Consider the following 20609-nt stretch of genomic DNA (forward strand, 5'->3'; position numbering starts at 1 on the left):
CCGGTAACATCCCGTTAAGCCTCAAACGGGTTCTGCACCAGAATAGTATCCTCGCGTTCGGGGCTGGTGGAAAGCAAGGCGATTGGGCAGCCCACCAGTTCCTCGACCCGCCGGACATATTTAATGGCCTGGGCCGGCAACTCCGCCCAGGAGCGGGCGTTGGCGGTCGGTTCCTTCCAGCCCTCGATGGTCTCGTAGATCGGCACCACCCGGGCCTGGGCGCCCTCGCCGGCCGGCAGATGGTCGATTTCCTTGCCGTCCAGCATGTAGCCGGTGCAGACCTCGATCGAATCGAAACCGTCGAGAATGTCGAGCTTGGTCAGCGCCAGGCCGGTGATGCCGCAGGTCCGCACCGTCTGGCGCACCAGCACGGCGTCGAACCAGCCGCAGCGCCGCTTGCGCCCGGTGTTGACGCCGAATTCCTTGCCGCGGCGGCCGATCTCCTCGCCGATCTCGTTGTTGAGCTCGGTCGGGAACGGGCCGAGGCCGACCCGGGTCGTATAGGCCTTGCAGATGCCGAGGACATAGCCGACCGCGCCCGGACCCATGCCGGTCCCGGTCGCCGCCTGCGCGGCCACCGTGTTGGACGAGGTGACGTAGGGGTAGGTGCCGTGGTCGACATCCAGCAGCGCGCCCTGCGCGCCCTCGAACAGGATGCGCTTGCCTTCGCGGCGCTTGATATCGAGCAGCCGCCACACCGTCTCGGCATAGGGCAGCAGTTTCGGCGCGAAAGCCGTGAGTTCCTTCAAGATGCCGGCGCCGTCGATTTCGTCCAGGTTGAAGCCGCGGCGCAACGCGTTGTGGTGCGCCAGCAGGCGGTCGATCTTGTGCGGCAGCGTGTCGAGATCGGCGAGGTCCATCAGGCGGATGGCGCGGCGGCCGACCTTGTCTTCATAGGCCGGGCCGATGCCGCGCTGGGTGGTGCCGATCGCGGTGGCCTTGTTGCCGGACTCCCTGAGCGCATCGAGTTCGCGATGCAGCGGCAGGATCAGCGTGACGTTTTCGGCGACACGCAGATTGTCGGGGCTGATGGCGACGCCCTGGCCCCTGAGTTTCGCGACCTCGTCCAGGAAGGCCTGCGGATCGAACACCACGCCGTTGCCGATGACGGCAAGCTTCGAGGGCCGCAGCACGCCGGACGGCAGCAGCGCCAATTTATAGGTCTCGCCGTTGATGACGAGCGTATGGCCGGCATTGTGACCGCCCTGGAAGCGCACGACGATATCGGCCTGCTCCGACAACCAGTCGACGATCTTGCCCTTCCCCTCGTCGCCCCACTGGGCGCCGACGACGACAACATTGGCCATTTCTAAGGTGTTCCCTGCAACTCGGTTGATCCCAGCATGATATTTCCGGAAGGAGTGCCCGTCTTTCCGGATCGTGCTTTATCTCTCGTTCGAGCATAATCCTTGCGGAAAACCGGTACCCACTTTTCCGGGATCATGCTGCCCAGCCAAAATCACGGCCGGGGGCCGTTTGCATGCGAGGCAGTCCAACCGGATAAAGGAAGCGGGCAACCGACGCAAGCAAGAAGGCAGCTTTCGGGGGTGCTTAGAGGGCCTCCAACCCATTGATATCCCCGGAAAATTTGTGGCGGCGCCGGGGCAAAGAGATGAACACGGAGTAATCCGCCCGATGTCCAAAATCACGAGGGCAACCCAGGCGCTGGAAAAGGCCGGCGTGCGGTTCACCCTGCACGCTTACGAGTACGATCCGGAGGCCGAAAGCATCGCCCTGCAGGCGGCGGAAGCGCTTGGCGTCGAGCCGGGCCGCATGCTGAAGACGCTGATGGCCGAGGTCGACGGCAAGCCGGTCTGCGCCGTGGTGCCGTCGGACGCCGAGGTCAGCATGAAGAAGCTCGCCAGCGCCTTCGGGGCCAAGGCCGCCAGGATGATGCGCCCGGCCGATGCCGAACGGCTGACCGGCTACCATGTCGGCGGCATCAGTCCGTTCGGCCAGAAAAAGCGCGTGCCGGTCGCGATCGAGGCGGCGGCGCTTGGCCATGCCGCCGTGTTCCTCAACGGCGGCCAGCGCGGATTGCAGGTCGAGCTCGATCCCAACGATGCCGTCAAGGTTTTGGGCGCGATCGCGCGGCCGCTGACGGCGTAAGTTTGACCTAACAAATAGCCACACACTTTCCGTCATGCCCGGGCTTGTCCCGGGCATCCACGTCTTTTACTAGCCGATATAGCTAGGACGTGGATGGCCGGGACAAGCCCGGCCATGACGAGAGACTATTTCTGAGTTCAGACTAAGGCTGCGTCTGCGCCCACAGCATCGCCTCGACGATCGCCTCGCGCAGTTTCGGGCGCAGATCGTCGTCGCATTCGATGAACGCCAGAATGGAGCTGGCACGAACCGCGAAGCGGTGACGCTTTTCGGCTTCGGCCTCTTCGGCCGACAATGGTTCTTTCAAAAACGGTTTTTTCAACAATTTGTCCCATCCGTTGCCAAATCCGACCGCACGAAAAACGAACTGCGAGATCCGCAATCGTCCCAAATCCGTGGTCCACCGGTCGAACGGACACTCAATTCTTCAATTCAAAACGCGAACTCGATAGCTCAACTCAATTGTTACGCATAATGCCTGTATTACGCATAATGCCTGCGCCTCCCGCTTGTCTCCCAAAAAATCGGGTTGGTACACCCTTCCAAAATCACCTCTAGATTGCATACTCGCCCCCTCCGTGGCAACCCCGAAGCGCCATGGCGCGCGCCGCGCCCGGCGTTTCGAGCCGCGCATGGTCGCGATGCATCTGCCCCATTGATGAAGCCGTCAAATCCGTGTCTGTGGCTTGAGCCGGGCGATCATTCCGGCCCGGCCACCCGCGCCGGGCGGGGCCGCGGCGCCATGAACCGGGCCCTCTTGTTTGACGCGTTTTCTCAAGCGCGAACCGGTTTCCACCTCGCTCGAAACCGCGTTGGACCGAATGTCCGCTTCCGAACCGACGTCAAGCGCTCCGGCAGGCAACTGGCTCGCCAACCAGCCTTATCTGCTGCTCTCGGTCACCGCGATGTGCTGGGCCGGCAACGCCATCGTCGGCCGGCTCGCGGCCGGGCATATCGCGCCGGTCACGCTTTCCTTCCTGCGCTGGACGTTCGCGTTTCTGATCATCCTGCCGTTTGCCTGGAAACATCTGGCGCGCGACTGGCCCGCGATCCGCGGCCGCCTCGGCATCATGATCGTGCTCTCGATCACCGGCATCGGCGCCTTCAACACCCTGCAATACTGGGCGCTCGAGCATACCCAGGCGCTCAACACGCTGCTGCTGCAATCGGCGGCACCTTTGGTGGTCGCAATATGGTCTCTGCTGCTGCTCGGCGTGCGGTTGACGCTGGCGCAGGCGTTCGGCGTGCTGCTGTCGCTGTGCGGCGTGCTGGTGATCCTGCTGCATGGCGACCTCACCACGCTGTCCAAGATCGATTTCAACAAGGGCGACCTGATCTTCATCGTCGCGCTGGTGATCTTCGCGCTGTATTCGGTGCTGTCGCTGAAGCGCCCGAATATCCACGCGCTGTCGTTCGTCGCCTTCACCTTCGGCGCCGGTGCGGCCTGCCTGATCCCGCTGTTCATCTGGGAACTGTTCGCGCGCCCGCCGATGGAATTCAACACCGCCAACCTGCTGACGCTGGTCTATGTCGTGGTGTTTCCCTCCACCCTCGCCTATCTCTGCTTCAATCGCGGCGTGCAGTTGATCGGCGCCAACCGCGCCGCGCCGTTCTTTCATGTGGTGCCGGTATTCGGCACCGTGATGTCGATCGTGTTCCTCGGCGAACATCCGCAGGCCTTCCAGCTCATCGGCTTTGCGCTGGTGCTGACCGGCGTGTTTGTGGCGTCGCGAAAGCAGCAAAGCGCCTGACTTGCCGGATCAAATCCGCTATCGTTCCGGAATGCTTTGCAAGGCATTGAAATGAGAGCGCGCGCCAGCAACCTGATGATCGGCACCCTGACCCTGGCGTTGATCGCCGGGTCGCTGGGCGGTTTCCTGACCTACCGCAAGATCGCCGGCATCCGCCAGCAGGTGCCGTTCCGGGTGATTTTCGAGGGTTCCGCTTCCGGCCTGCGCAAGGGGGGCAGCGTCAATTTCGCCGGCATCCGGGTCGGCGAGGTGGTGTCGCTGAAGCTCGACCATCCGCGCCGCGTCGTCGCCCTCACCATGATCGACGGCGCCACGCCGGTCCGCAAGGACACCCAGGTCGGCCTCGAATTCCAGGGCCTCACAGGAATTGCGGCGATCTCGTTCACCGGCGGCTCGGACGGCGCGCCGCCGCCGCCCAAGGGGGAGGACGGCATTCCGGAACTGACCGCCGATGCCGAAGGTACGCTCGGCCTGCAGGAGAAAATCCGCCGAGCGCTGCGCAACGTCGACAAGGCGATCACCGACAACGAGACGGCGGTCAAGGACACGCTGCTGAATTTCGAAACGTTTACCGCCTCGCTGTCCGGCAGCGGCGAGCGGATCACCAATGTCATCAACACGGCGGACGCCGGCATCAGCAGCGTCGACAATGCGCTGATCAAAACCCAGAATTTTCTCGGCGGCCTTGCCAGCGACAAATATGGCGGCGAGCTGCTGCCGACCGTGGCCTCGATGCGCGAGCTGATCGAGAGCTTTGACAAGAAATCCGACAAGGCGTTGAACGATGCCCGAAAGATGCTCGGCGAGCTCAGCCAGTCCATCAACAGCAGCAAGTTTGGCTCCAGTCCGGCGAGACGATAGGCTGACGCCGCAATAATAATCAAAACAGGGAAACGCCGTGCTCGACAAATCCGCCACCGTAACGCCGCCGCCCACCACCGTCACCCGCGCCGAAAACACCGTGCCGCGGAGCTTGAAGAAGTATCTGGCGCTGGACGATTTCGAAGCGACGGCGCGCCGGAGAATTCCGAAATTTCTCTACGGTTACATTTCCGGCGGCGCCGAGAGCGACGCCGCGGTGCGCGACAACCGCAAAGCCCTCGACGAATACGGTTTCGTGCCGCGCGTGCTCAACGACGTTTCCGGCCGCGACCAGACCGCGACGTTGTTCGGCAAGAGCTGTGCCTCGCCGTTCGGGATTCCGCCGATGGGCTCCTCGGCGCTGTGCGCCTATCGCGGCGACATCGTGCTGGCGCAGGCGGCGCGCGCGGCCAACGTGCCGATGATTCTCAGCGCCTCGTCGCTGATCACGCTGGAGGACGTGCGCCGCGCCAATCAGGACGCGTGGTACCAGGCCTATCTGGCCGGCGTGCCGGAACGGATCGAGCCGCTGGTCGACCGGGTGGCAGCGGCCGGCTACGACACCTTCGTCGTCACCGCCGACGTGCCGGTGCCGCCGAATCGCGAGAACAACATCCGCAACGGCTTTCAGGTGCCGCTTGCGATCACGCCGCAAGTCGCCTGGGATGTCGCGACCCATCCGCATTGGCTGTTCGGCACCTGGGCGCGCACCGTGATGAACCACGGCATGCCGCATTTCGAGAACATGGATGCGAAGCGCGGCCCGCCGGTGCTGGCAAAGAACCTGATGCGCAATATCGGCCATCGCGACCAGCTCGCCTGGAAACATGTCGAACTGATCCGCCGCCGCTGGAAGGGCAAGCTCGTGGTCAAGGGCCTGGTCTCGCCCGCGGATGCCAGGATCGCGCGAGAGAGCGGCGTCGACGGCCTGATGCTCTCCAACCATGGCGGCCGCCAGCTCGACTACACCCTATCGGGCCTGCGCACGCTGCCGGAGATCGCCGCCGAGGCCAAGGGTATGACCATCATGGTCGACGGCGGCATCCGCCGCGGCACCGACGTCATCAAGGCTTTGGCGCTCGGCGCCCATTTCGTCTGGATCGGACGCCCGTTCCTCTATGCGGCGATCGCCGGCGGCGAGGCCGGCGTGGCGCGTGCGATCACGCTGCTGCAGGCCGAGATCGACCGCGACCTCGCGCTACTGGGGATTCGCAGCCTCAGCGAGATCACGCCGGATCTGGTAAGGCGGTTTTGAAGCGGCCTGCTTGAACCTCGCCCCGCTTGCGGGGAGAGGTCGGATTGCGAAGCAATCCGGGTGAGGGGGTACAGGTCTATTCACGCGCATCGAATTCGCGGAGAGAGCCCCTCACCCCAACCCTCTCCCCGCAAGAGCGGGGCGAGGGAGCAGACTGTCTCACCCCACCTTGAACTTGCTGTAGGCTTCCTTGGTCGCGATGATGACATGCTCGGCGCAGCCGTTGGTGCGGTGCGGGTCGCAGCGGGTCTCATAATCGGCCGACGTCATCATGTCGATGAAGGCGGCCACGGTTGGATAATACACCAGCGCCAGATAATCCCACTGGTTGCCGGCCTCGACGCCGAGCGCGACCGCCTTGGCGTCCCCGGTCCACAGCAGCGTGCCGCCGCGCGCCTTGATCATCGGCACCGTCAGCGCGCTGTAGCGCAGATAGGCATCCCAGCCCGAGCCGTCGCCGTCGAGCGAGCGCTCGCGAAACCGCATCAGGTTCACCATCACGACCGGCGCCTGAAGCTCCATCGCCTCAAGACCCCTGACATTCAACAAATTCACACCCATCACCTGCTCCGGCGGTATCAGACAAAGCCAACACATTGTAGCATTGCAGGCGCGGGACTTGTCGCGTGATATGATTCCGGCGCAACTTCATCCGAGATCATGTCCCAGCCCGCACCAGCGCCTTCCGCCCTCGATCCGGTCCGGTGGCTCAACAACCAGCCCTATATCCTGCTGACCCTGACCTCGCTGTTCTGGGCCGGCAATATCGTGCTGGCGCGTCACGTCGCCGGCCACGTGCCGCCGCTGACGCTGTCCTGTCTGCGCTGGATCGGCACGTTCCTGATCCTGCTGCCGTTTGCCTGGCCGCACCTGAAGCGCGACTGGCCGATGCTGCGGGCGCATCTGCCGCTGATGCTGCTGCTGTCGGCGCTCGGCTTTGCCTACAACAACGCGATTTCCTACTGGGCCATGCAATATACCGAGGCGCTGAACGCGCTGCTGATCCAGTCCGCCGGCCCGCTGTTCGTGGCGCTGTGGTCGCTCGCCCTGTTCGGCGTGCGGCTGACCGGCGCGCAACTCTCAGGGATCGCGATCTCGCTGGCAGGCGTGCTCACCATCATCCTGCGCGGCGACTGGAGTGCGCTCGCCAGCATCAGCTTCAACCGGGGCGACCTGATGTTCGGCAGTTCGCTGGTGGCGTTCGGGCTGTACTCGGCGCTGATGCCGCGCCGGCCGGTGACGCATCCGCTGTCGCTGATTTCGTTCACCACCTGCTGTGGCGCCATGATGCTGGTGCCGTTCTCGATCTGGGAATTTTCAACCGGCGTGACGCTGAAACTCGATTCGATTTCGATGGCGACGCTGGCCTATGTCATCGTGTTCCCGTCGACGCTGGCCTATCTGTTCTTCAATCGCGGCATTGCGCTGATCGGGCCCAATCGTGCGGCGCCGTTCTTCCATCTGGTGCCGGTATTCGGCTCGGCGATGGCGATCCTGCTGCTCGGCGAGCAGTTGCGGCTGTTTCACCTGGCCGGCTACGCGCTGGTGCTGGCCGGCGTCGTGATCGCGTCGCGGCGGGCCTCGGCGAAGGCTTAAGGTTTGCGGGCTGCGGCGTAACGCCTGACCGGCTTCCGCTTTCGCAGCCGACAGGCTAGTTTCGCCCCAATCCGCCAAGAAATTCATTTGAGGAAACGTACTATGATCGCATTGTCGAAACCATGCCGGCTCGTCACACTCGCTCTTTCGCTGGCGTTGACTTCGGCGGCCTCCGCGCAGGCGCCCTATCCGAACCGCAACATCACGCTGGTGCTGCCATTCGCCGCCGGAAGCGGCACCGACACCACCACCCGCCTGATCGGAAAGGAACTCGGCGTGGCGCTGGGCGTCAACACGGTGATCGACAACAAGGCCGGCGCCAACGGCTCGATCGCGGCGAGCTACGTCGCCCGCTCGGCGCCCGACGGCTACACGCTGTTCGTGACCACCAACACGACGCATTCGGCCAACCCGTATCTGCTGAAGACCATGAGCTACGACCCGGTCAAGGATTTCACCCCGATCGCGCGGACCGGCGACCTGCCCTTCATGCTGGTGATCAATCCGGAAATCCCGGCCAATTCGGTTGCCGACCTGATCGCGTTGGCGAAGAAGGAGCCGGGCAAGTACTCCTATGCCAGCGGCAGCTCGTCGGCGATCGTCTCGGGCGCAACCTTTGCCCGCCTCGCCGGCGTCGATCTCCTGCACGTTCCCTACAAGAGCTCGCCGCCGGCGCTGACCGACGTGATCGCGGGGCGGGTCTCGATGATGTTCGTCGACGTTCCGACCGGCCAGCCGCACGTCAACGGCAAGGCGCTGAAGGCGCTTGCGGTCACCACCAAGCAGCGCTCGGCGCTGTTGCCGGAGCTTCCGACCATGGACAACACCGTGAAGGGTTTTGATATCACGTCGTGGCAGGGCTATCTCGGCCCGGCCAACATGCCAAAGGACATCGTCGTCAGGCTGAACGCGGAAATCCGCAAGATCGTCGAGCGCCCGGACATCAAAAGCCAGCTCGCCGAGCGCGGCATGGAAGCCTTCTCCGGCCCGCCGGAAGAGTTCGACGCATTCCTGAAGGAACAGCTGGTGCTGTGGGAGAAGCTGATTACGGCCGCGGGGATTGAGAAGCAGTGAGGCCCCACTCTCTCGTCATGGCCGGGCTTGACCCGGCCATCCACGACTTACTTCTTTGCGCTATCCCTAAGAACGTGGATGCCCGGGACAAGCCCGGGCATGACGTCTTTCTTGCCGCGTCGGTGGGTTACGGCTGCGCCTAACCCACCCTACGACACCGTTTAGGCCGCGCGGACCTTGGCCAAAAATTCGTCGACCGCGCTGCGCAGCATGCCGGACTGGTTGTCGAGTTCGCGGGCGTTCGACAGCACCTCGGATGCGGCCTTGCCGGTGGCGGCGGCTGCCGTGGTGACGCCGCCGATATTGGCGTTGATCTCGCTCGATCCGGCCGCCACCGACTGGATGTTGCGCGCGATCTCGCGGGTGGCATCGCCCTGCTGATCGATCGCGGCCGAAATGCTTACCGTGATCTCGCTCATCTGCGCGATGGTCTCGGTGATGCCGCCGATCGAGATGACGGCTTCGCTGGTGGAGGCCTGCATCGCCGCGACCTGCGCCGAGATTTCCTCGGTTGCCTTGGCGGTCTGGTTGGCGAGCGCCTTCACTTCGGAAGCGACGACTGCGAAACCGCGGCCGGATTCGCCGGCGCGCGCGGCCTCGATGGTGGCGTTGAGCGCCAGCAGGTTGGTCTGTGCGGCAATCGAGTGGATCAGCTTCACCACTTCGCCGATCTTCTCGGCGCCGGTCGAGAGGGCGCCGACCGTGGCGTTGGTGCGTTCGGCATCGCCGACCGCCTTGCTGGCGATCTCGCTGGAGCGCGCCACCTGGCGGGAAATCTCGCCGACCGAGCTGGATAGTTCCTCGGCAGCGGCGGCAACGGTGCCGACATTGTTCGACGAGCTTTCCGATGCGGCGCTGACAGTGGCCGCGCGCGAACTGGCATCGCTCGCGGTCGCCGTCATCGACTGCGCCGTGCTCTGCATACCGGCGGCCGCGGTCGATACCGAGCGGACGATGCCGGTGACGCTGCGCTCAAAGTCGCCAGCGATATTCTCCATCGCGGCGCGGCGATCGGCCACGGCACGGGCCTGGGTCGCAGCCTCGGCCTCTTCGAGCCCGCGGATACGGACCGCATTGTCCTTGAAGATCTGTACCGTCGCCGCCATCGCGCCGACTTCGTCGCCGCGGCCGAGGCCGGGGATCGCGCCGTCGAGCTTGCCGTCGGCCAGTGCCTGCATGCGCGCGCCGAGTTCGCCGAGCGGCTTAGAGATGCTGCGGCCGATCATCCAGGCGATGCTGCCCGAAATCACGCCGATCCCGAGAATGGCGAGCCCCAGCAGCCAGGCGATCGGCTTCATCTTGGCGTCGAGATCGTCGAGATAGGCGCCGGTGCCGAGGTACATGTCGAAGCCGGGAACGTTGACGGCGTAGCCCATCTTGCGGATCGGCTTTTCTTCGCCGGGCTTCACGTATTCATAGAACAGCAGGATCGAGCCGTTGGCCTTGACGCCGTCCATCAGTTCCACGGACAACTTGCGGCCGTTGGTCACGACGTCCATGCGGTTGGTGCCGACCTGCTTGGGATCCGGCGCCAGCACCGTGATGCCGTTATAGGCGGTGCCGAACAGGTAACCCGCCCCCTTGTCGTAGGTCAGGGAATTGGCGCGCTTTTCGAATTCCTTCAGCGCGGCCTCCTTGGTCATTTCGCCGGCATCGACCTGCTTCTTCAGGCCGGCGGCCAGATTGAGGCCCATATCGACAATCGCTTTGGTCTGGTCGAGGCGCGCGTTGAACATCTCGCGCTGCATCAAATAGCCCGCGAGGGCGCCGGCGGTGCAGAGGCCGAGCAGGGTCACACCCACCAAAATACCGAGTTTGGGGGTGATCTTCATATTTGTCAGCTTCACAGGGGGATCTCCGGTAACGGGTGCGCGGGGATGCGATTGGCGGATTGATTCAGTGCACGATATCGTGAGACCCTTTAGAACTCTGTTAAGCGTCCTCCGTAGAAGTCCTGACCAGGCAACAAAAGGCAGGACCCCTCGGCGCGAACGGGAATGGGACGGAAAACGGCCAAGACCGAGTGAGAAGGCCGCGTGAAAGATGAAGGCGGCGCCGCTTTGTCGCCGCTACAACCAACACCGAAGAGTCAAATCGGGGAGAACAGGAAATGCCGAAGTTCAGGATTTTGACGCCGAAGGGCGCGAGTTTCACCGTTGCCGGCAGCAATTACGATTATGAAAAGGAGGCGCTCGATCCGATCGGCGCCGAAATCATCGAGGCGCCCGCCAATGAAGCCGAGTTCATGGCGGCGGCCAAGACCGCCGACGCGATCTATGCCAAGGGCATGCCGATCACCAAAACGGTGATCGACGCCCTGGAAAACTGCAAGGTCATTACGCTCGGCAGCGTCGGCGTCGACAGCGTCGACGTCAAGGCCGCCACCGCCCGCGGCATCCCCGTCACCAACATCCCCGATACTTTCATCGAAGAGGTGGCCGATCACGCCATGATGCTGCTGCTGTCAGGCTTCCGTCGGCTGGTCGAGCAGGACAAGATGGTGCGCACCGGCCGCTGGGCCGAGGGCCGCCCCGCACTCCTGAAGATTCCCCGGCTGATGGGCCAGACGCTCGGCTTCATCTCGTTCGGCCGGGTGGCGCGCGCGGTCGCCAAGCGCGCCGCCCCGTTCGGCCTGCGGATGATCGCCTACGATCCCTTCATCCAGGAGACCCTGATTTCCGACCATGGCGTGATCCCGGCAACCCTGTCGGAAGTGCTGTCGCAGTCCGACTTCCTGTCGATGCATGCCCCTGCCCGGCCCGAGGTGCACCACATGCTCGGCGAGAAGCATTTTCGGCAAATGAAGAAGAGCGCGGTCTTCATCAACACCGGCCGCGGCGCTACCGTGGACGAGGAAGCGCTGATCAAGGCGCTGCAGGAGGGCTGGATCTCGCATGCCGCCCTCGACGTGCTGGAAAAGGAACCGCCGTCGCACAACAACCCGATGCTATCCATGGAAAACGTCACCCTGACCGCCCATGTCGCCTCGGCATCGGCACGTTTCGACGAGGCGCGCAAGCGCCGTGTGGGCTACGAATTGTCACTGGTCCTGCAGGGAATGTGGCCGGTAAGCTGCGTCAATCCGTCGGTACTGCAGAACACCACGCTCCGCCGCTGGCAACCCGTCAGCATGGATCGCGGGCCAAACAGCTAAGCCAAAGCGTTTCCGAACCAGTTCACCGGCGATTCAACGCCGGGAACCAGAAAAACAGGGAGTAGACCATGAAGAACGACATCACCCGTCGCGATGCGCTCGCGCTTGGCGTTTCCGCCGCAGCCCTCGCGGCCACCGGCACGTCGGCGCGCGCTGAAATCAAGGCCGCCGATGTTCCGGCGCCGGCGCTCCCGATCGAAAAGGGCGCGACGCTGCGCATGCTGCGGCCGGTCCGGTTCGTCCCGGCCGACGAAGAGGTGTTCCGCGCCAACGCCGAGAAATTCACCGCCAAGACCGGCGTCGAGGTCAAGGTCGACTTCGTCGGATGGGAAGACATCAACCAGCAGACCGCGGTGACGTCCAACTCGGGCGCCGGCCCCGACATCATCATCGGCTTCGGCGACTCGCCGCACATTTATGTCGACAAGCTGGTCGAATTGACCGACGTCGCCGATTATATCGGCAAGCGCTACGGCGGCTGGCTGGCGCTCGCCCAGAAGTACGGCAAGAAGGCCAAGAGCAATTCCTGGATCGGCTTGCCGTTCGGCGCCAGCGGCGGCCCGCTGGTCTATCGCAAGTCGATTCTCAAATCGGTCGGCTTCGACCGGGTTCCGGAAGACCATGCCGGCTTCCTCGACCTCTGCAGGAAGCTGCAAAAAGCCGGCAAGCCCGCGGGCTTCGCGCTCGGCAATGCCGTCGGCGACGGCAACGGCTTTGCAAGCTGGCTGCTGTGGTCGCACAACGCCGCCCTGCTCGATGAAGAAGGCAACGTCATCATCAACAGCAAGGAAACCATCGCCGCGCTGAAATACCTCAAGGAACTCTACCCGACCTTCATCGCCGGCACGCCGTCGTGGAACGACGTCAGCAACAACCGCGCCTACTCGTCCGGCGAAATCTCGCTGACCGCGAACGGCGTCTCGCTGTATTTCTCGCTGAAGAAAGATCCGGCGACGGCTGCGATCGCCGAGGATACCGAACACCAGTTGCTGATCAAGGGACTGGCCAAGGTCTCGCCGATGTCGGGGCTGACGCTGAACGCCATGGTGTTCAAGCACAGCCCGTATCCCAACGCCGCAAAGGCCTTCCTGCAGTTCATGCTGGAGAAGGAACAGTACGAGCCCTGGCTCAACGCCAACAGCGGCTACTGGGCGCAGCCGCTGGCGGCCTACGCCGATGCCGCGGTGTGGTCCGGCGATCCCAAGGTCGCGATCTTCAAGGACACCATGAAGAGCAACTACTACAACGGCTACAACGGACCGATCTCGACCGCCACCGGCGCCGTCAACGCCGACTACGTACTGGTGCAGATGTGCGCGTCCGTCGCCACCGACGCCGCGACGCCGGAAGCCGCCGCCGCCGAAGCGGAGCGCCGGGCGAAGCGGTATTTCCGCAGGTCGTAAAGGAACCGTCATTCCGGGATGGTGCGTGAGCACCAGACCCGGAATCTCGAGATTCCGGGTTCGCGCTAACGCGCGCCCCGGAATGACTGGCTACTAAGGACGAACACCTGATGTCCGTGACCACACTCCCATCGCGGCGAACAGTACAGCAGCAGCCGGGCTGGCTGGTGCGGCTGTTCGACTACAAGCCGTTCCTGATCACGGTCTGCCTGGCGCCGGCGATCGGCCTGCTCGCGGTGTTCCTGACCTATCCGCTCGGCCTCGGCGTCTGGCTCGCTTTCACCGACACCACCATCGGCCGCCGCGGCGTGTTCGTCGGCTTCGAAAACTTCCAGTATCTGCTGAGCGATCCCCTGTGGTGGAACGCGGTGTTCTACAGCGTGGTCTACACCGCGATCGCGACCTTCGGGAAATTCGCGCTCGGCTTCTGGCTGGCGCTGCTCCTGAACAACCATTTTCCGTTCAAGAGCCTGCTCCGTGCCATCATATTGCTGCCCTGGATCGTCCCGACCGTGCTGTCGGCGCTGGCGTTCTGGTGGATCTACGATCCCCAATTCTCGATCATCTCCTATCTGCTGGTCGACGTGCTGCATATCCGCACCACCAATATCGACTTTCTCGGCACGCCGTGGCCGGCGCGCTTCTCGCTGATCGCGGCCAATATCTGGCGCGGCATCCCGTTCGTGGCGATCTCGCTGCTGGCGGGCCTGCAGACCATTTCGCCCTCGCTTTATGAGGCGGCGATGCTGGACGGCGCCTCGGCGTGGCAGCGTTTCCGCTACATCACCTTCCCGATGATGATGCCGATCCTGGCGATCGTGATGACGTTCTCGATCATCTTCACCTTCACCGATTTCCAGCTGGTCTACGCCATCACCCGCGGCGGACCGGTCAACTCGACGCATCTGCTGGCGACGCTGGCGTTCCAGCGCGGCATCGCCGGCGGCGAACTCGGCGAAGGCGCGGCGATCGCGGTCTCGATGATCCCGTTCCTGGTGTTCGCTACCTTGTTCAGTTACTTCGGCCTTGCCCGCCGCAAATGGCAGCAGGGAGAGAGCAATGACTGACGCTGTCGCACAACCATCCACCAACGTCGCCAGCGCCACGCCGGACACGATGGCGTGGGATTCGCGGGCGCGGCGGGTGATGATGATCTACCTGCCGCTGTCCTGCTTCGTGCTGATCCTACTGTTTCCGTTCTACTGGATGGCGATCACCTCGTTCAAGCCGAACGCGGAGCTGCTGAATTACAAGGAACACAACCCGTTCTGGATCACCTCGCCGACCATCGACCACATCCGGCATTTGCTGTTCAACACCGCCTATCCGCGCTGGCTGAAGACCACGATGTTGGTGGCGATCGGATCGACGACGCTGTCGTTGTTCGCTTCCACGCTCGCGGCCTACGCGATCGAGCGGCTGCGCTTCCGCGGCAGTCCCTATGTCGGCCTCGGGATCTATCTCGCTTATCTGGTGCCGCCGTCGATCCTGTTCATTCCGCTCGCTACCGTCGTGGTGCAGTTCGGCCTGTTCGACAGTCCGCTGGCGCTGATCCTGGTATACCCCACCTTCCTGGTGCCGTTCTGCACCTGGCTCCTGATCGGCTATTTCAAGTCGATTCCCTATGAGCTCGAGGAATGCGCGCTGGTCGACGGCGCGACGCGGCTGCAGATCCTGTGGCGGATCACGCTGCCGCTGGCGGTGCCGGGCCTGATCTCGGCCGGCATCTTCTCCTTCACGCTGTCGTGGAACGAATTCATCTACGCGCTGGCGTTCATCCAGAGCAGCGCCAACAAGACCGTCCCCGTAGCGATCCTGACCGAACTGGTCTCCGGCGATGTCTATCAGTGGGGCGCGCTGATGGCGGGTTCGCTGCTCGGCTCGCTGCCGGTCGCGGTGTTCTATTCGCTGTTCGTCGACTACTACGTCTCGTCGCTGACCGGTGCGGTGAAGGAATAGCTTTCAGCCGCAGACCATGCGGCCGATTGCCGTGCGGTGACGGCATAAGGCCGCACACTTATCCAACGCCGTCACGCGCTTTTCACAAAACCGTCGGCCGGCTGTAACGACCTCTCCGCAAGACACTGCGCATCGCCACCTAAAGGAGATCCGCCATGCGCTTGTCATTGCTCTGTTCCGTCGCCTCCGTCTTTCTGATCACGGGCGCCTATGCGCAAAGCGAAGGTGAATTTCCAGCCGCGCTGAAGGGCCATGCTGTACTGCCGGCGCAGAGCTTCATCGATGCACCGGCCGACGCACCTGACGATCTCAAGACCTCGGGCAAATACACCACCGGCCGTCGCGTCGATGCGCTCGGCACCGTGATGGGTAAATCCTATGAACGGCCGACCGGCGTGTTGCTGCCGTTCAAGGGCCAGCCGCTGCAGGGCCATTCCGGCATCAAGGTGATGCCCGACGGCTCGTTCTGGGTGATTACCGACAACGGCATGGGCTCGCGCTACAACTCCGCGGATTCGATGCTGTATCTCAACCGCCACAAGATCGACTGGACCACCGGCAAGATCGACCGCCAGGAAACCGTGTTCCTGCACGACCCCGACAAGAAGGTGCCGTTCCGCATCGTGCACGAGGATACCGCCAAGCGCTATCTCACCGGCGCCGACTTCGACACCGAGGGTTTTCAGGTCATCGGCGATATCTTCTGGATCGGCGACGAATTCGGTCCTTACGTCATCAAGGCCGACCGCAACGGCAAGGTGCTTGGCGTGTTCGAGACCGTGGCCGACGGCAAGCCGGTGCGCTCGCCGGACCACTGGGCCGTGCAGTCGCCGGGCGCCCCGGGCGCGAGCTATACCAACGTCAATCTGCGCCGCTCCAAGGGCTATGAAGGTTTTGCGTCCTCCAAGGACGGCAAGTTCCTGTACGGCCTGCTCGAAGGTCCGATCTGGGACGCCGAGAAGAAGGACTGGGAGCGGGTCGACGGCAAGGAAGCCTCGCGAATTCTCGAATTCGACGTCGCGGCGGAAAAATTCACCGGCCGCTACTGGCAATATGTGTTCGAGCAGAACGGCAACGCCATCGGCGACTTCAACATGATCGACGCCACAAGCGGCCTCGTCATCGAGCGCGACAATGGTGAAGGCACCGCCGACAAGGCCTGCGCGCCGGGCGTTCACGGCGAAAACTGCTTCCCTGACGTCGCCAAGTTCAAGCGCGTCTACAAGATCGAGCTCAATGACGGAAATGTCGGCAAGCCGGTCCGCAAGATCGGCTTCATCGACCTCTTGAAGATCCGCGATCCCGACAAGAAGGCGCGCAAGCCGCTCAACGACGGCGTGCTGGCATTCCCGTTCTTCACCATCGAGAACGTCGACCGCGTCGACGAGACCCACATCATCGTCGGCAACGACAACAACCTGCCGTTCTCGTCGAGCCGCGATCCCAACAAGGCCGACGACAACGAATTCGTGCTGCTGGAAGTCGGTGATCTCCTGAAGGCGAAGTAGCGCTATTCCCTCTCCCCGCTCTTGCGGGGAGAGGGTCAGGGTGAGGGGCTCTCTCCGCGGACTCGACTCGCGGAGAGTCCCCCTCACCCGGCGCTTCGCGATAGCCGAAGCTTTGCTTCGGCGTTCTTGTTAAGAACGGCCGCCGAAGGCGGCCTACGCTCTCCCCGCAAGCGGGGCGAGGTGATCTTCGCCGCCTCTAGCCCGACGGAATGATCACGACGCCCTTGTCCTTGGGCCAGCGCACCCGCCAGGCGAAGGCGATATCCCTGACCTCGCCGGGCTTGGCGTCATAGGCCCATTCCAGCACGCCGCGCTTGTCGCGCAGATTGGTCGCGGTCGGCGGCGTGGTGGCGGGAAGCATTTCGACCTGGATTTCCTCGTTCTCGCTGACCGGCAACTGGTCCTCGATCGCAATTTTGATCGGGAAGTCGTGGCCGTTGCGCACCGTGGTCTTGAACGAACGTTCGTCGGTCTTCGAGGTCGTCACGATCAGGCCGGCCGAGCCCTCGTTGCGTTCGACGACGGCGCGCTCGATCTTGATCTTGTCGTCGGCGCCGAAGCCGAGCCGCACCGTCTCGTCCTTGCTGGCGGCGGCCATCTGGCCGCGGCCGACAAAGCTGTCGTCGCGATAGATCGAGACCCGGCCCGGCAGCAGCGGCGCGTCCTCGTTCTGCTTGAAGCTGGCTTCGAGGAACGCGGTCGGATCCTTCACCGGCACGGCGCGTACCGCCAGATCGGGCGCCAGCGTCACGCTCGAGACGCGCAGGCTCTTGGCGCCTTCGCTGGCGCCAAGGCTGACGCGGCCGGGAATTTTGAACATCACCTGGAAGCCGCCGACGTCGGCAACGGCCTGTTGCTCGTCGGCGCGCTCGGGAGGCGGCTCCGCCAGCTTGGCGAGCCCGCCGCGGGCATATTGCCGCACGCTGTCCATCGCCCCGATGCTCGCGGCGGGCGCGGCCGGCATCGGGCGCTGCAATTGCGGATACTGCACGATCAGCGAGTTCAGATCCGGCGCATTGCCGCCGCGTGCGGTACGCACCGTCGAGACCGACAGCGCGACATTGGACCAGTCCTCGCCGGTGTTTTGGGTGATTTCGGCGCGGCGCACCAGTTCGAGCGCAGGCTTGCGGTCCATCGTGCCGGTGTCGAGCCTCGCATCGTACAGCGGCGTCCAGCGGGCGTTCCTGACGGCATAGGTCACCCGCAGCGTCGCTTTGGTCGCGGCCGATGCCGCCAGATCGATCCGGACTTCGAGCTTGCTCGGCGGCTTCTGCGCGCGGTCCTGTTCGAGTTGCGCGATTTGCCGGTCGAGTTCGCGCTGCTTGCGTTCGGCGTCGCGGATCGCGGTATCGGCGGAGGCTACTTCCTCCGCGACCGCGGCAAAGGCGGCGCGCCATTCCGAAATCGGGCGCGCCTCGCCCTTGTCGCCGATGCCGGCCGGAGAGCTTTCGGCAAAACGCTCGGCAAATTTGCGCCGGGCGCCAGCGGCATCGACCGCGCCCTGCAGGTTGGCGCGCTCGTCCTTGAGCGCCTCGATCCGCTTGTCGAGTTCGGGCAGATAGATCGGGGGTGCCGCGCGCGGTGGCCGGGCGTCGATCGCGCCGATGGTGAGTTTCGTCCCCGCCTCGCCTTCGACCCGCAGCGAGGACGGATCCAGCGTCAGCGGAAAATCCTTCAGCACCGCCGAATTGTCGCCGGCCGGAAGATCGAGCGTGATGACGCGCGTGACGCTGGCGCCGTCGGGATAGACGGTGACGGCGTCGACCGCCGAACTGGCGTCGAGGTCGGCCGCCTGGGCTTGGGCGGCGGCGAGCCCGGCGAGGACGACGAGACTGGTCGTGACAAGACTGTTGGCAATCGATCGCATGGATTCCCTCCTTAGATCCGTCGTTAAGACGGCAGCGCGCAAAAAGCCCACCACCCCTGGTGATGAGACGCGGCGGGGAAGCAACCGGTTCGATTGGGGTTTCCATATGGCTCGCCGGCGGCGGGACCGCGGCGAAAGCGCGCGGCAACGTTGCGGCCCTGTCAGGGATGGCGTTCCTGATGGCGGCTCTGGCCGAACACGCGGCGGAGCAGCTCGGCCGCGGTACGGGCGCCGACCTTGCGCATGATGCCGGCCCGATAGCCTTCGACCGTCCGTGCACTCAGGCCGAGATACCGTGCGATTTCCTTGTTGGTCTCGCCGATCACAAGCCGCGCCAGCACCTCGCGCTCGCGGGCGGTGAGCGGCGCGCAGCCGGGAATGTAGAGCGATTGTCTCGAAACATTGTCCGGCGATGTCCTCTCGGAATACGCACCGCTGGCTTCCTCCAGCCGGTCGACAACCTCGCTGATGCGGACCGGCTTGACGATGAAATCGAACGCGCCGCTGCGGATCGCATCGACCGCCAGCGGGATGCCGCCATTGGCCGAGGTGACGAAAATCGGCGCCAGACAATTTTCCGAACGGAGTTTCTTCAGCACCTCGAGTCCCGAGCGGTCGGCCGCGTCGACTTCGATGAAGACGCATGCCGGCGTACGGGTTCGCGCATAGGACAATAGCGCGGCACCATCCGCGAAGCTGATGACGTCGTAGCCGTTTTCCTGCAGGCCGTTCGACAGCGCTTCCCGCGTCCTCGCGTCATCGTCGATGACGAATACCTCACCCCTGGACGTCGCATTCCACGGCATAGCAGTACCCCGGCAAAGTGATTTTGGTCGATATGGCGTTGGGTGATCGCCGGCAGGTGATCGAAATAAATGGGTCGATATAACTGTGCTGCGATCCGATGAGCCCGGCGTTCACGCGCGCCGGCGTCTCCGTATTACGGTCGCGTCTTTATACGCAATCGGGCCGTGACGTTTGACCGATGGGGACAAATATTTTACATTTCGGGACATTCGTTGAAGGCTAAAGCATGACCGATCTGATCCGGAGCGCCAGCCTGACGCATTATGCGGAAATTGCCCGATCCGTGGGCATCGACCCGAAGGCGATGCTGAAACAGGCACGGCTTCCGCTGCATTGCCTCGAAAATCCTGACCTGCGCATTGCCGTCGCCGGCGTCCGCCGCCTGCTGGAAGATTCCGCCAAGGCCTCCGGTGCCGAGGAGTTCGGGTTGCGGCTGGCCGAGCGCGGCGGCTTCTCCACCCTTGGGCCGGTAGCGCTCGTGGTTCGCGAACAGGCCACTGTCGGTGCGGCGATCGAAGCGCTGGCGCGTTACATCCACATTCAGGACGAAGCGATGCGGCTGGAAATCGACCGGCGCGACGACCTGGTCACGATCGCGATGTTCCTGCGCGGCGGCCATCAGCGCGCCACGCGGCAGTCGACCGAACTGGCGCTGGGCCGCGTGCACCGGATCATCGCCATGCTGTTCCCCGAACAATGGCGGCCGCTCGAAGTTCATTTCGCGCACGCACCGCCGCGCCGCCGCACCTATCACCGCAAGTTCTTCGGCTGCGAGGTTACGTTCAATTCCGAATTCGACGCCATCGTCTGTCATGCAACCGACATGAACCGCGCGATCTCGACCGCGCAGCCGATGCTGGCGAGCTATGTCGAGAGCCGGATCAGGGAAATCGGCCCACGCCCGGAAGCCTGGGACGACAAGGTCCGCGAACTGGTGCGCGCGCTGCTGCCGGGCGGAAACTGCACGATCGAGACCATCGCCGAACATCTGGGCTGCGACCGGCGCACCATTCACCGCCGCCTCAGGGAATGCAGCACGACCTTCTCGGCCATCCTGGATGCCGAGCGTTCGGATATCGCGATGCGCCTGGTCGAGGACGGCAACCGGCCGCTGAAGGAGATCGCCGAACTGCTCGGCTTCTCGGCGCAGAGCGCGCTGGCGCGGTGGTTTCGCGGCAGGTTTGGCTGCAGCATCACCGGTTGGCGCGGCGGCAACCGGCAGCGGACGGTGGCGGCTGCCGCGCGGTGGTAGTTTCGAAAGGCGC

18 protein-coding genes are annotated in these 20609 nt (G+C 63.9%); 12 read left to right on the top strand and 6 right to left on the bottom strand.

Annotation, left to right across the window (positions count from 1 at the left end; all coding sequences use genetic code 11):
* Positions 1 to 14 precede the first annotated feature (14 nt).
* Entirely contained in the window at positions 15 to 1307 is a 1293-nt protein-coding gene (locus BLR13_RS11640; RefSeq protein ID WP_074824164.1) for an adenylosuccinate synthase, read from the bottom strand.
* 328 nt (positions 1308 to 1635) lie between these two features.
* Here BLR13_RS11640 and ybaK point away from each other — a divergent pair, with 328 nt between their 5' ends.
* Positions 1636 to 2109: a Cys-tRNA(Pro) deacylase gene (ybaK, locus tag BLR13_RS11645; RefSeq protein ID WP_074824159.1), complete on the top strand. Its 474-nt coding sequence runs from the start codon at positions 1636 to 1638 to the stop codon at positions 2107 to 2109.
* 142 nt (positions 2110 to 2251) lie between these two features.
* Here the strand turns inward: ybaK and BLR13_RS11650 are convergent, their stop codons facing one another.
* The gene (locus BLR13_RS11650; RefSeq protein WP_143039745.1) at positions 2252 to 2431 is read right to left on the bottom strand and encodes a hypothetical protein; all 180 of its coding nucleotides are present in this window, start codon (positions 2429 to 2431) and stop codon (positions 2252 to 2254) included.
* 499 nt (positions 2432 to 2930) lie between these two features.
* On the opposite strand from BLR13_RS11650, the gene BLR13_RS11655 reads away from it, so the two are divergent.
* Genes BLR13_RS11655 through BLR13_RS11665 form a run of 3 tightly spaced genes read left to right on the top strand, consistent with a single transcriptional unit; the run spans position 2931 to position 5976 of the window.
* Positions 2931 to 3860 carry a DMT family transporter gene (locus tag BLR13_RS11655; RefSeq protein WP_074831631.1) on the top strand — a complete coding sequence of 310 codons (930 nt, stop codon included), beginning with the start codon at positions 2931 to 2933 and terminating at the stop codon, positions 3858 to 3860.
* A 51-nt stretch (positions 3861 to 3911) separates the two neighbouring features.
* Positions 3912 to 4721, top strand: coding sequence for an MlaD family protein (locus BLR13_RS11660; RefSeq protein WP_074824152.1), 810 nt, complete (start codon positions 3912 to 3914; stop codon positions 4719 to 4721).
* 37 nt (positions 4722 to 4758) lie between these two features.
* A complete protein-coding gene (locus BLR13_RS11665) occupies positions 4759 to 5976 on the top strand; it encodes an alpha-hydroxy acid oxidase (RefSeq protein ID WP_244525159.1) in 1218 nt (405 codons plus the stop codon).
* 159 nt (positions 5977 to 6135) lie between these two features.
* Here BLR13_RS11665 and BLR13_RS11670 read toward each other — a convergent pair whose 3' ends face one another.
* Complete coding sequence (locus BLR13_RS11670) at positions 6136 to 6537, bottom strand: DUF1330 domain-containing protein (RefSeq protein ID WP_074824149.1); 402 nt, start codon at positions 6535 to 6537, stop codon at positions 6136 to 6138.
* 99 nt (positions 6538 to 6636) lie between these two features.
* Between BLR13_RS11670 and BLR13_RS11675 the strand changes: the two genes are divergently transcribed.
* Entirely contained in the window at positions 6637 to 7572 is a 936-nt protein-coding gene (locus BLR13_RS11675) for a DMT family transporter (RefSeq protein ID WP_074824147.1), read from the top strand.
* A gap of 102 nt (positions 7573 to 7674) precedes the next feature.
* Complete coding sequence (locus BLR13_RS11680) at positions 7675 to 8646, top strand: Bug family tripartite tricarboxylate transporter substrate binding protein (RefSeq protein WP_074824143.1); 972 nt, start codon at positions 7675 to 7677, stop codon at positions 8644 to 8646.
* Between the two features lie 161 nt (positions 8647 to 8807).
* Here the strand turns inward: BLR13_RS11680 and BLR13_RS11685 are convergent, their stop codons facing one another.
* Positions 8808 to 10493, bottom strand: a complete 1686-nt coding sequence (locus BLR13_RS11685; protein WP_074824141.1) for a methyl-accepting chemotaxis protein — start codon at positions 10491 to 10493, stop codon at positions 8808 to 8810.
* A gap of 263 nt (positions 10494 to 10756) precedes the next feature.
* Between BLR13_RS11685 and BLR13_RS11690 the strand changes: the two genes are divergently transcribed.
* The 5 genes from BLR13_RS11690 to BLR13_RS11710 all read left to right on the top strand — a co-directional run bounded on the left by BLR13_RS11690 (position 10757) and on the right by BLR13_RS11710 (position 16670).
* Entirely contained in the window at positions 10757 to 11800 is a 1044-nt protein-coding gene (locus BLR13_RS11690; protein ID WP_074824138.1) for a C-terminal binding protein, read from the top strand.
* Between the two features lie 68 nt (positions 11801 to 11868).
* A complete protein-coding gene (locus BLR13_RS11695) occupies positions 11869 to 13203 on the top strand; it encodes an ABC transporter substrate-binding protein (protein WP_074824132.1) in 1335 nt (444 codons plus the stop codon).
* A 110-nt stretch (positions 13204 to 13313) separates the two neighbouring features.
* On the top strand, positions 13314 to 14270 hold the full coding sequence (locus BLR13_RS11700) for a carbohydrate ABC transporter permease (RefSeq protein ID WP_074824130.1): 957 nt from the start codon (positions 13314 to 13316) through the stop codon (positions 14268 to 14270).
* A 49-nt stretch (positions 14271 to 14319) separates the two neighbouring features.
* Positions 14320 to 15162: a carbohydrate ABC transporter permease gene (locus BLR13_RS11705; RefSeq protein ID WP_433994280.1), complete on the top strand. Its 843-nt coding sequence runs from the start codon at positions 14320 to 14322 to the stop codon at positions 15160 to 15162.
* Between the two features lie 155 nt (positions 15163 to 15317).
* Positions 15318 to 16670, top strand: a complete 1353-nt coding sequence (locus tag BLR13_RS11710) for an esterase-like activity of phytase family protein (RefSeq protein WP_074824119.1) — start codon at positions 15318 to 15320, stop codon at positions 16668 to 16670.
* A 196-nt stretch (positions 16671 to 16866) separates the two neighbouring features.
* Here BLR13_RS11710 and BLR13_RS11715 read toward each other — a convergent pair whose 3' ends face one another.
* The gene (locus BLR13_RS11715) at positions 16867 to 18537 is read right to left on the bottom strand and encodes a mucoidy inhibitor MuiA family protein (protein WP_074824115.1); all 1671 of its coding nucleotides are present in this window, start codon (positions 18535 to 18537) and stop codon (positions 16867 to 16869) included.
* Between the two features lie 161 nt (positions 18538 to 18698).
* The gene (locus tag BLR13_RS11720; RefSeq protein ID WP_074824112.1) at positions 18699 to 19343 is read right to left on the bottom strand and encodes a response regulator transcription factor; all 645 of its coding nucleotides are present in this window, start codon (positions 19341 to 19343) and stop codon (positions 18699 to 18701) included.
* Positions 19344 to 19570: 227 nt separating this feature from the next.
* Between BLR13_RS11720 and BLR13_RS11725 the strand changes: the two genes are divergently transcribed.
* Positions 19571 to 20596 carry an AraC family transcriptional regulator gene (locus tag BLR13_RS11725; RefSeq protein WP_074824109.1) on the top strand — a complete coding sequence of 342 codons (1026 nt, stop codon included), beginning with the start codon at positions 19571 to 19573 and terminating at the stop codon, positions 20594 to 20596.
* Positions 20597 to 20609 lie beyond the last annotated feature (13 nt).

It is taken from the genome of Bradyrhizobium ottawaense (assembly GCF_900099825.1).
GTDB lineage: Bacteria > Pseudomonadota > Alphaproteobacteria > Rhizobiales > Xanthobacteraceae > Bradyrhizobium > Bradyrhizobium ottawaense_A.

Coding starts and splice junctions, on each gene's coding strand:
- BLR13_RS11705 (WP_433994280.1), top strand. CDS start 14,320: ATGGCGTGGGATTCGCGGGCGCGGCGGGTGATGATGATCTACCTGCCG.
- BLR13_RS11690 (WP_074824138.1), top strand. CDS start 10,757: ATGCCGAAGTTCAGGATTTTGACGCCGAAGGGCGCGAGTTTCACCGTT.
- ybaK (WP_074824159.1), top strand. CDS start 1,636: ATGTCCAAAATCACGAGGGCAACCCAGGCGCTGGAAAAGGCCGGCGTG.
- BLR13_RS11720 (WP_074824112.1), bottom strand. CDS start 19,343: ATGCCGTGGAATGCGACGTCCAGGGGTGAGGTATTCGTCATCGACGAT.
- BLR13_RS11725 (WP_074824109.1), top strand. CDS start 19,571: ATGACCGATCTGATCCGGAGCGCCAGCCTGACGCATTATGCGGAAATT.
- BLR13_RS11695 (WP_074824132.1), top strand. CDS start 11,869: ATGAAGAACGACATCACCCGTCGCGATGCGCTCGCGCTTGGCGTTTCC.
- BLR13_RS11680 (WP_074824143.1), top strand. CDS start 7,675: ATGATCGCATTGTCGAAACCATGCCGGCTCGTCACACTCGCTCTTTCG.
- BLR13_RS11640 (WP_074824164.1), bottom strand. CDS start 1,307: ATGGCCAATGTTGTCGTCGTCGGCGCCCAGTGGGGCGACGAGGGGAAG.
- BLR13_RS11670 (WP_074824149.1), bottom strand. CDS start 6,537: ATGGGTGTGAATTTGTTGAATGTCAGGGGTCTTGAGGCGATGGAGCTT.
- BLR13_RS11660 (WP_074824152.1), top strand. CDS start 3,912: ATGAGAGCGCGCGCCAGCAACCTGATGATCGGCACCCTGACCCTGGCG.
- BLR13_RS11715 (WP_074824115.1), bottom strand. CDS start 18,537: ATGCGATCGATTGCCAACAGTCTTGTCACGACCAGTCTCGTCGTCCTC.
- BLR13_RS11700 (WP_074824130.1), top strand. CDS start 13,314: ATGTCCGTGACCACACTCCCATCGCGGCGAACAGTACAGCAGCAGCCG.
- BLR13_RS11655 (WP_074831631.1), top strand. CDS start 2,931: ATGTCCGCTTCCGAACCGACGTCAAGCGCTCCGGCAGGCAACTGGCTC.
- BLR13_RS11675 (WP_074824147.1), top strand. CDS start 6,637: ATGTCCCAGCCCGCACCAGCGCCTTCCGCCCTCGATCCGGTCCGGTGG.
- BLR13_RS11710 (WP_074824119.1), top strand. CDS start 15,318: ATGCGCTTGTCATTGCTCTGTTCCGTCGCCTCCGTCTTTCTGATCACG.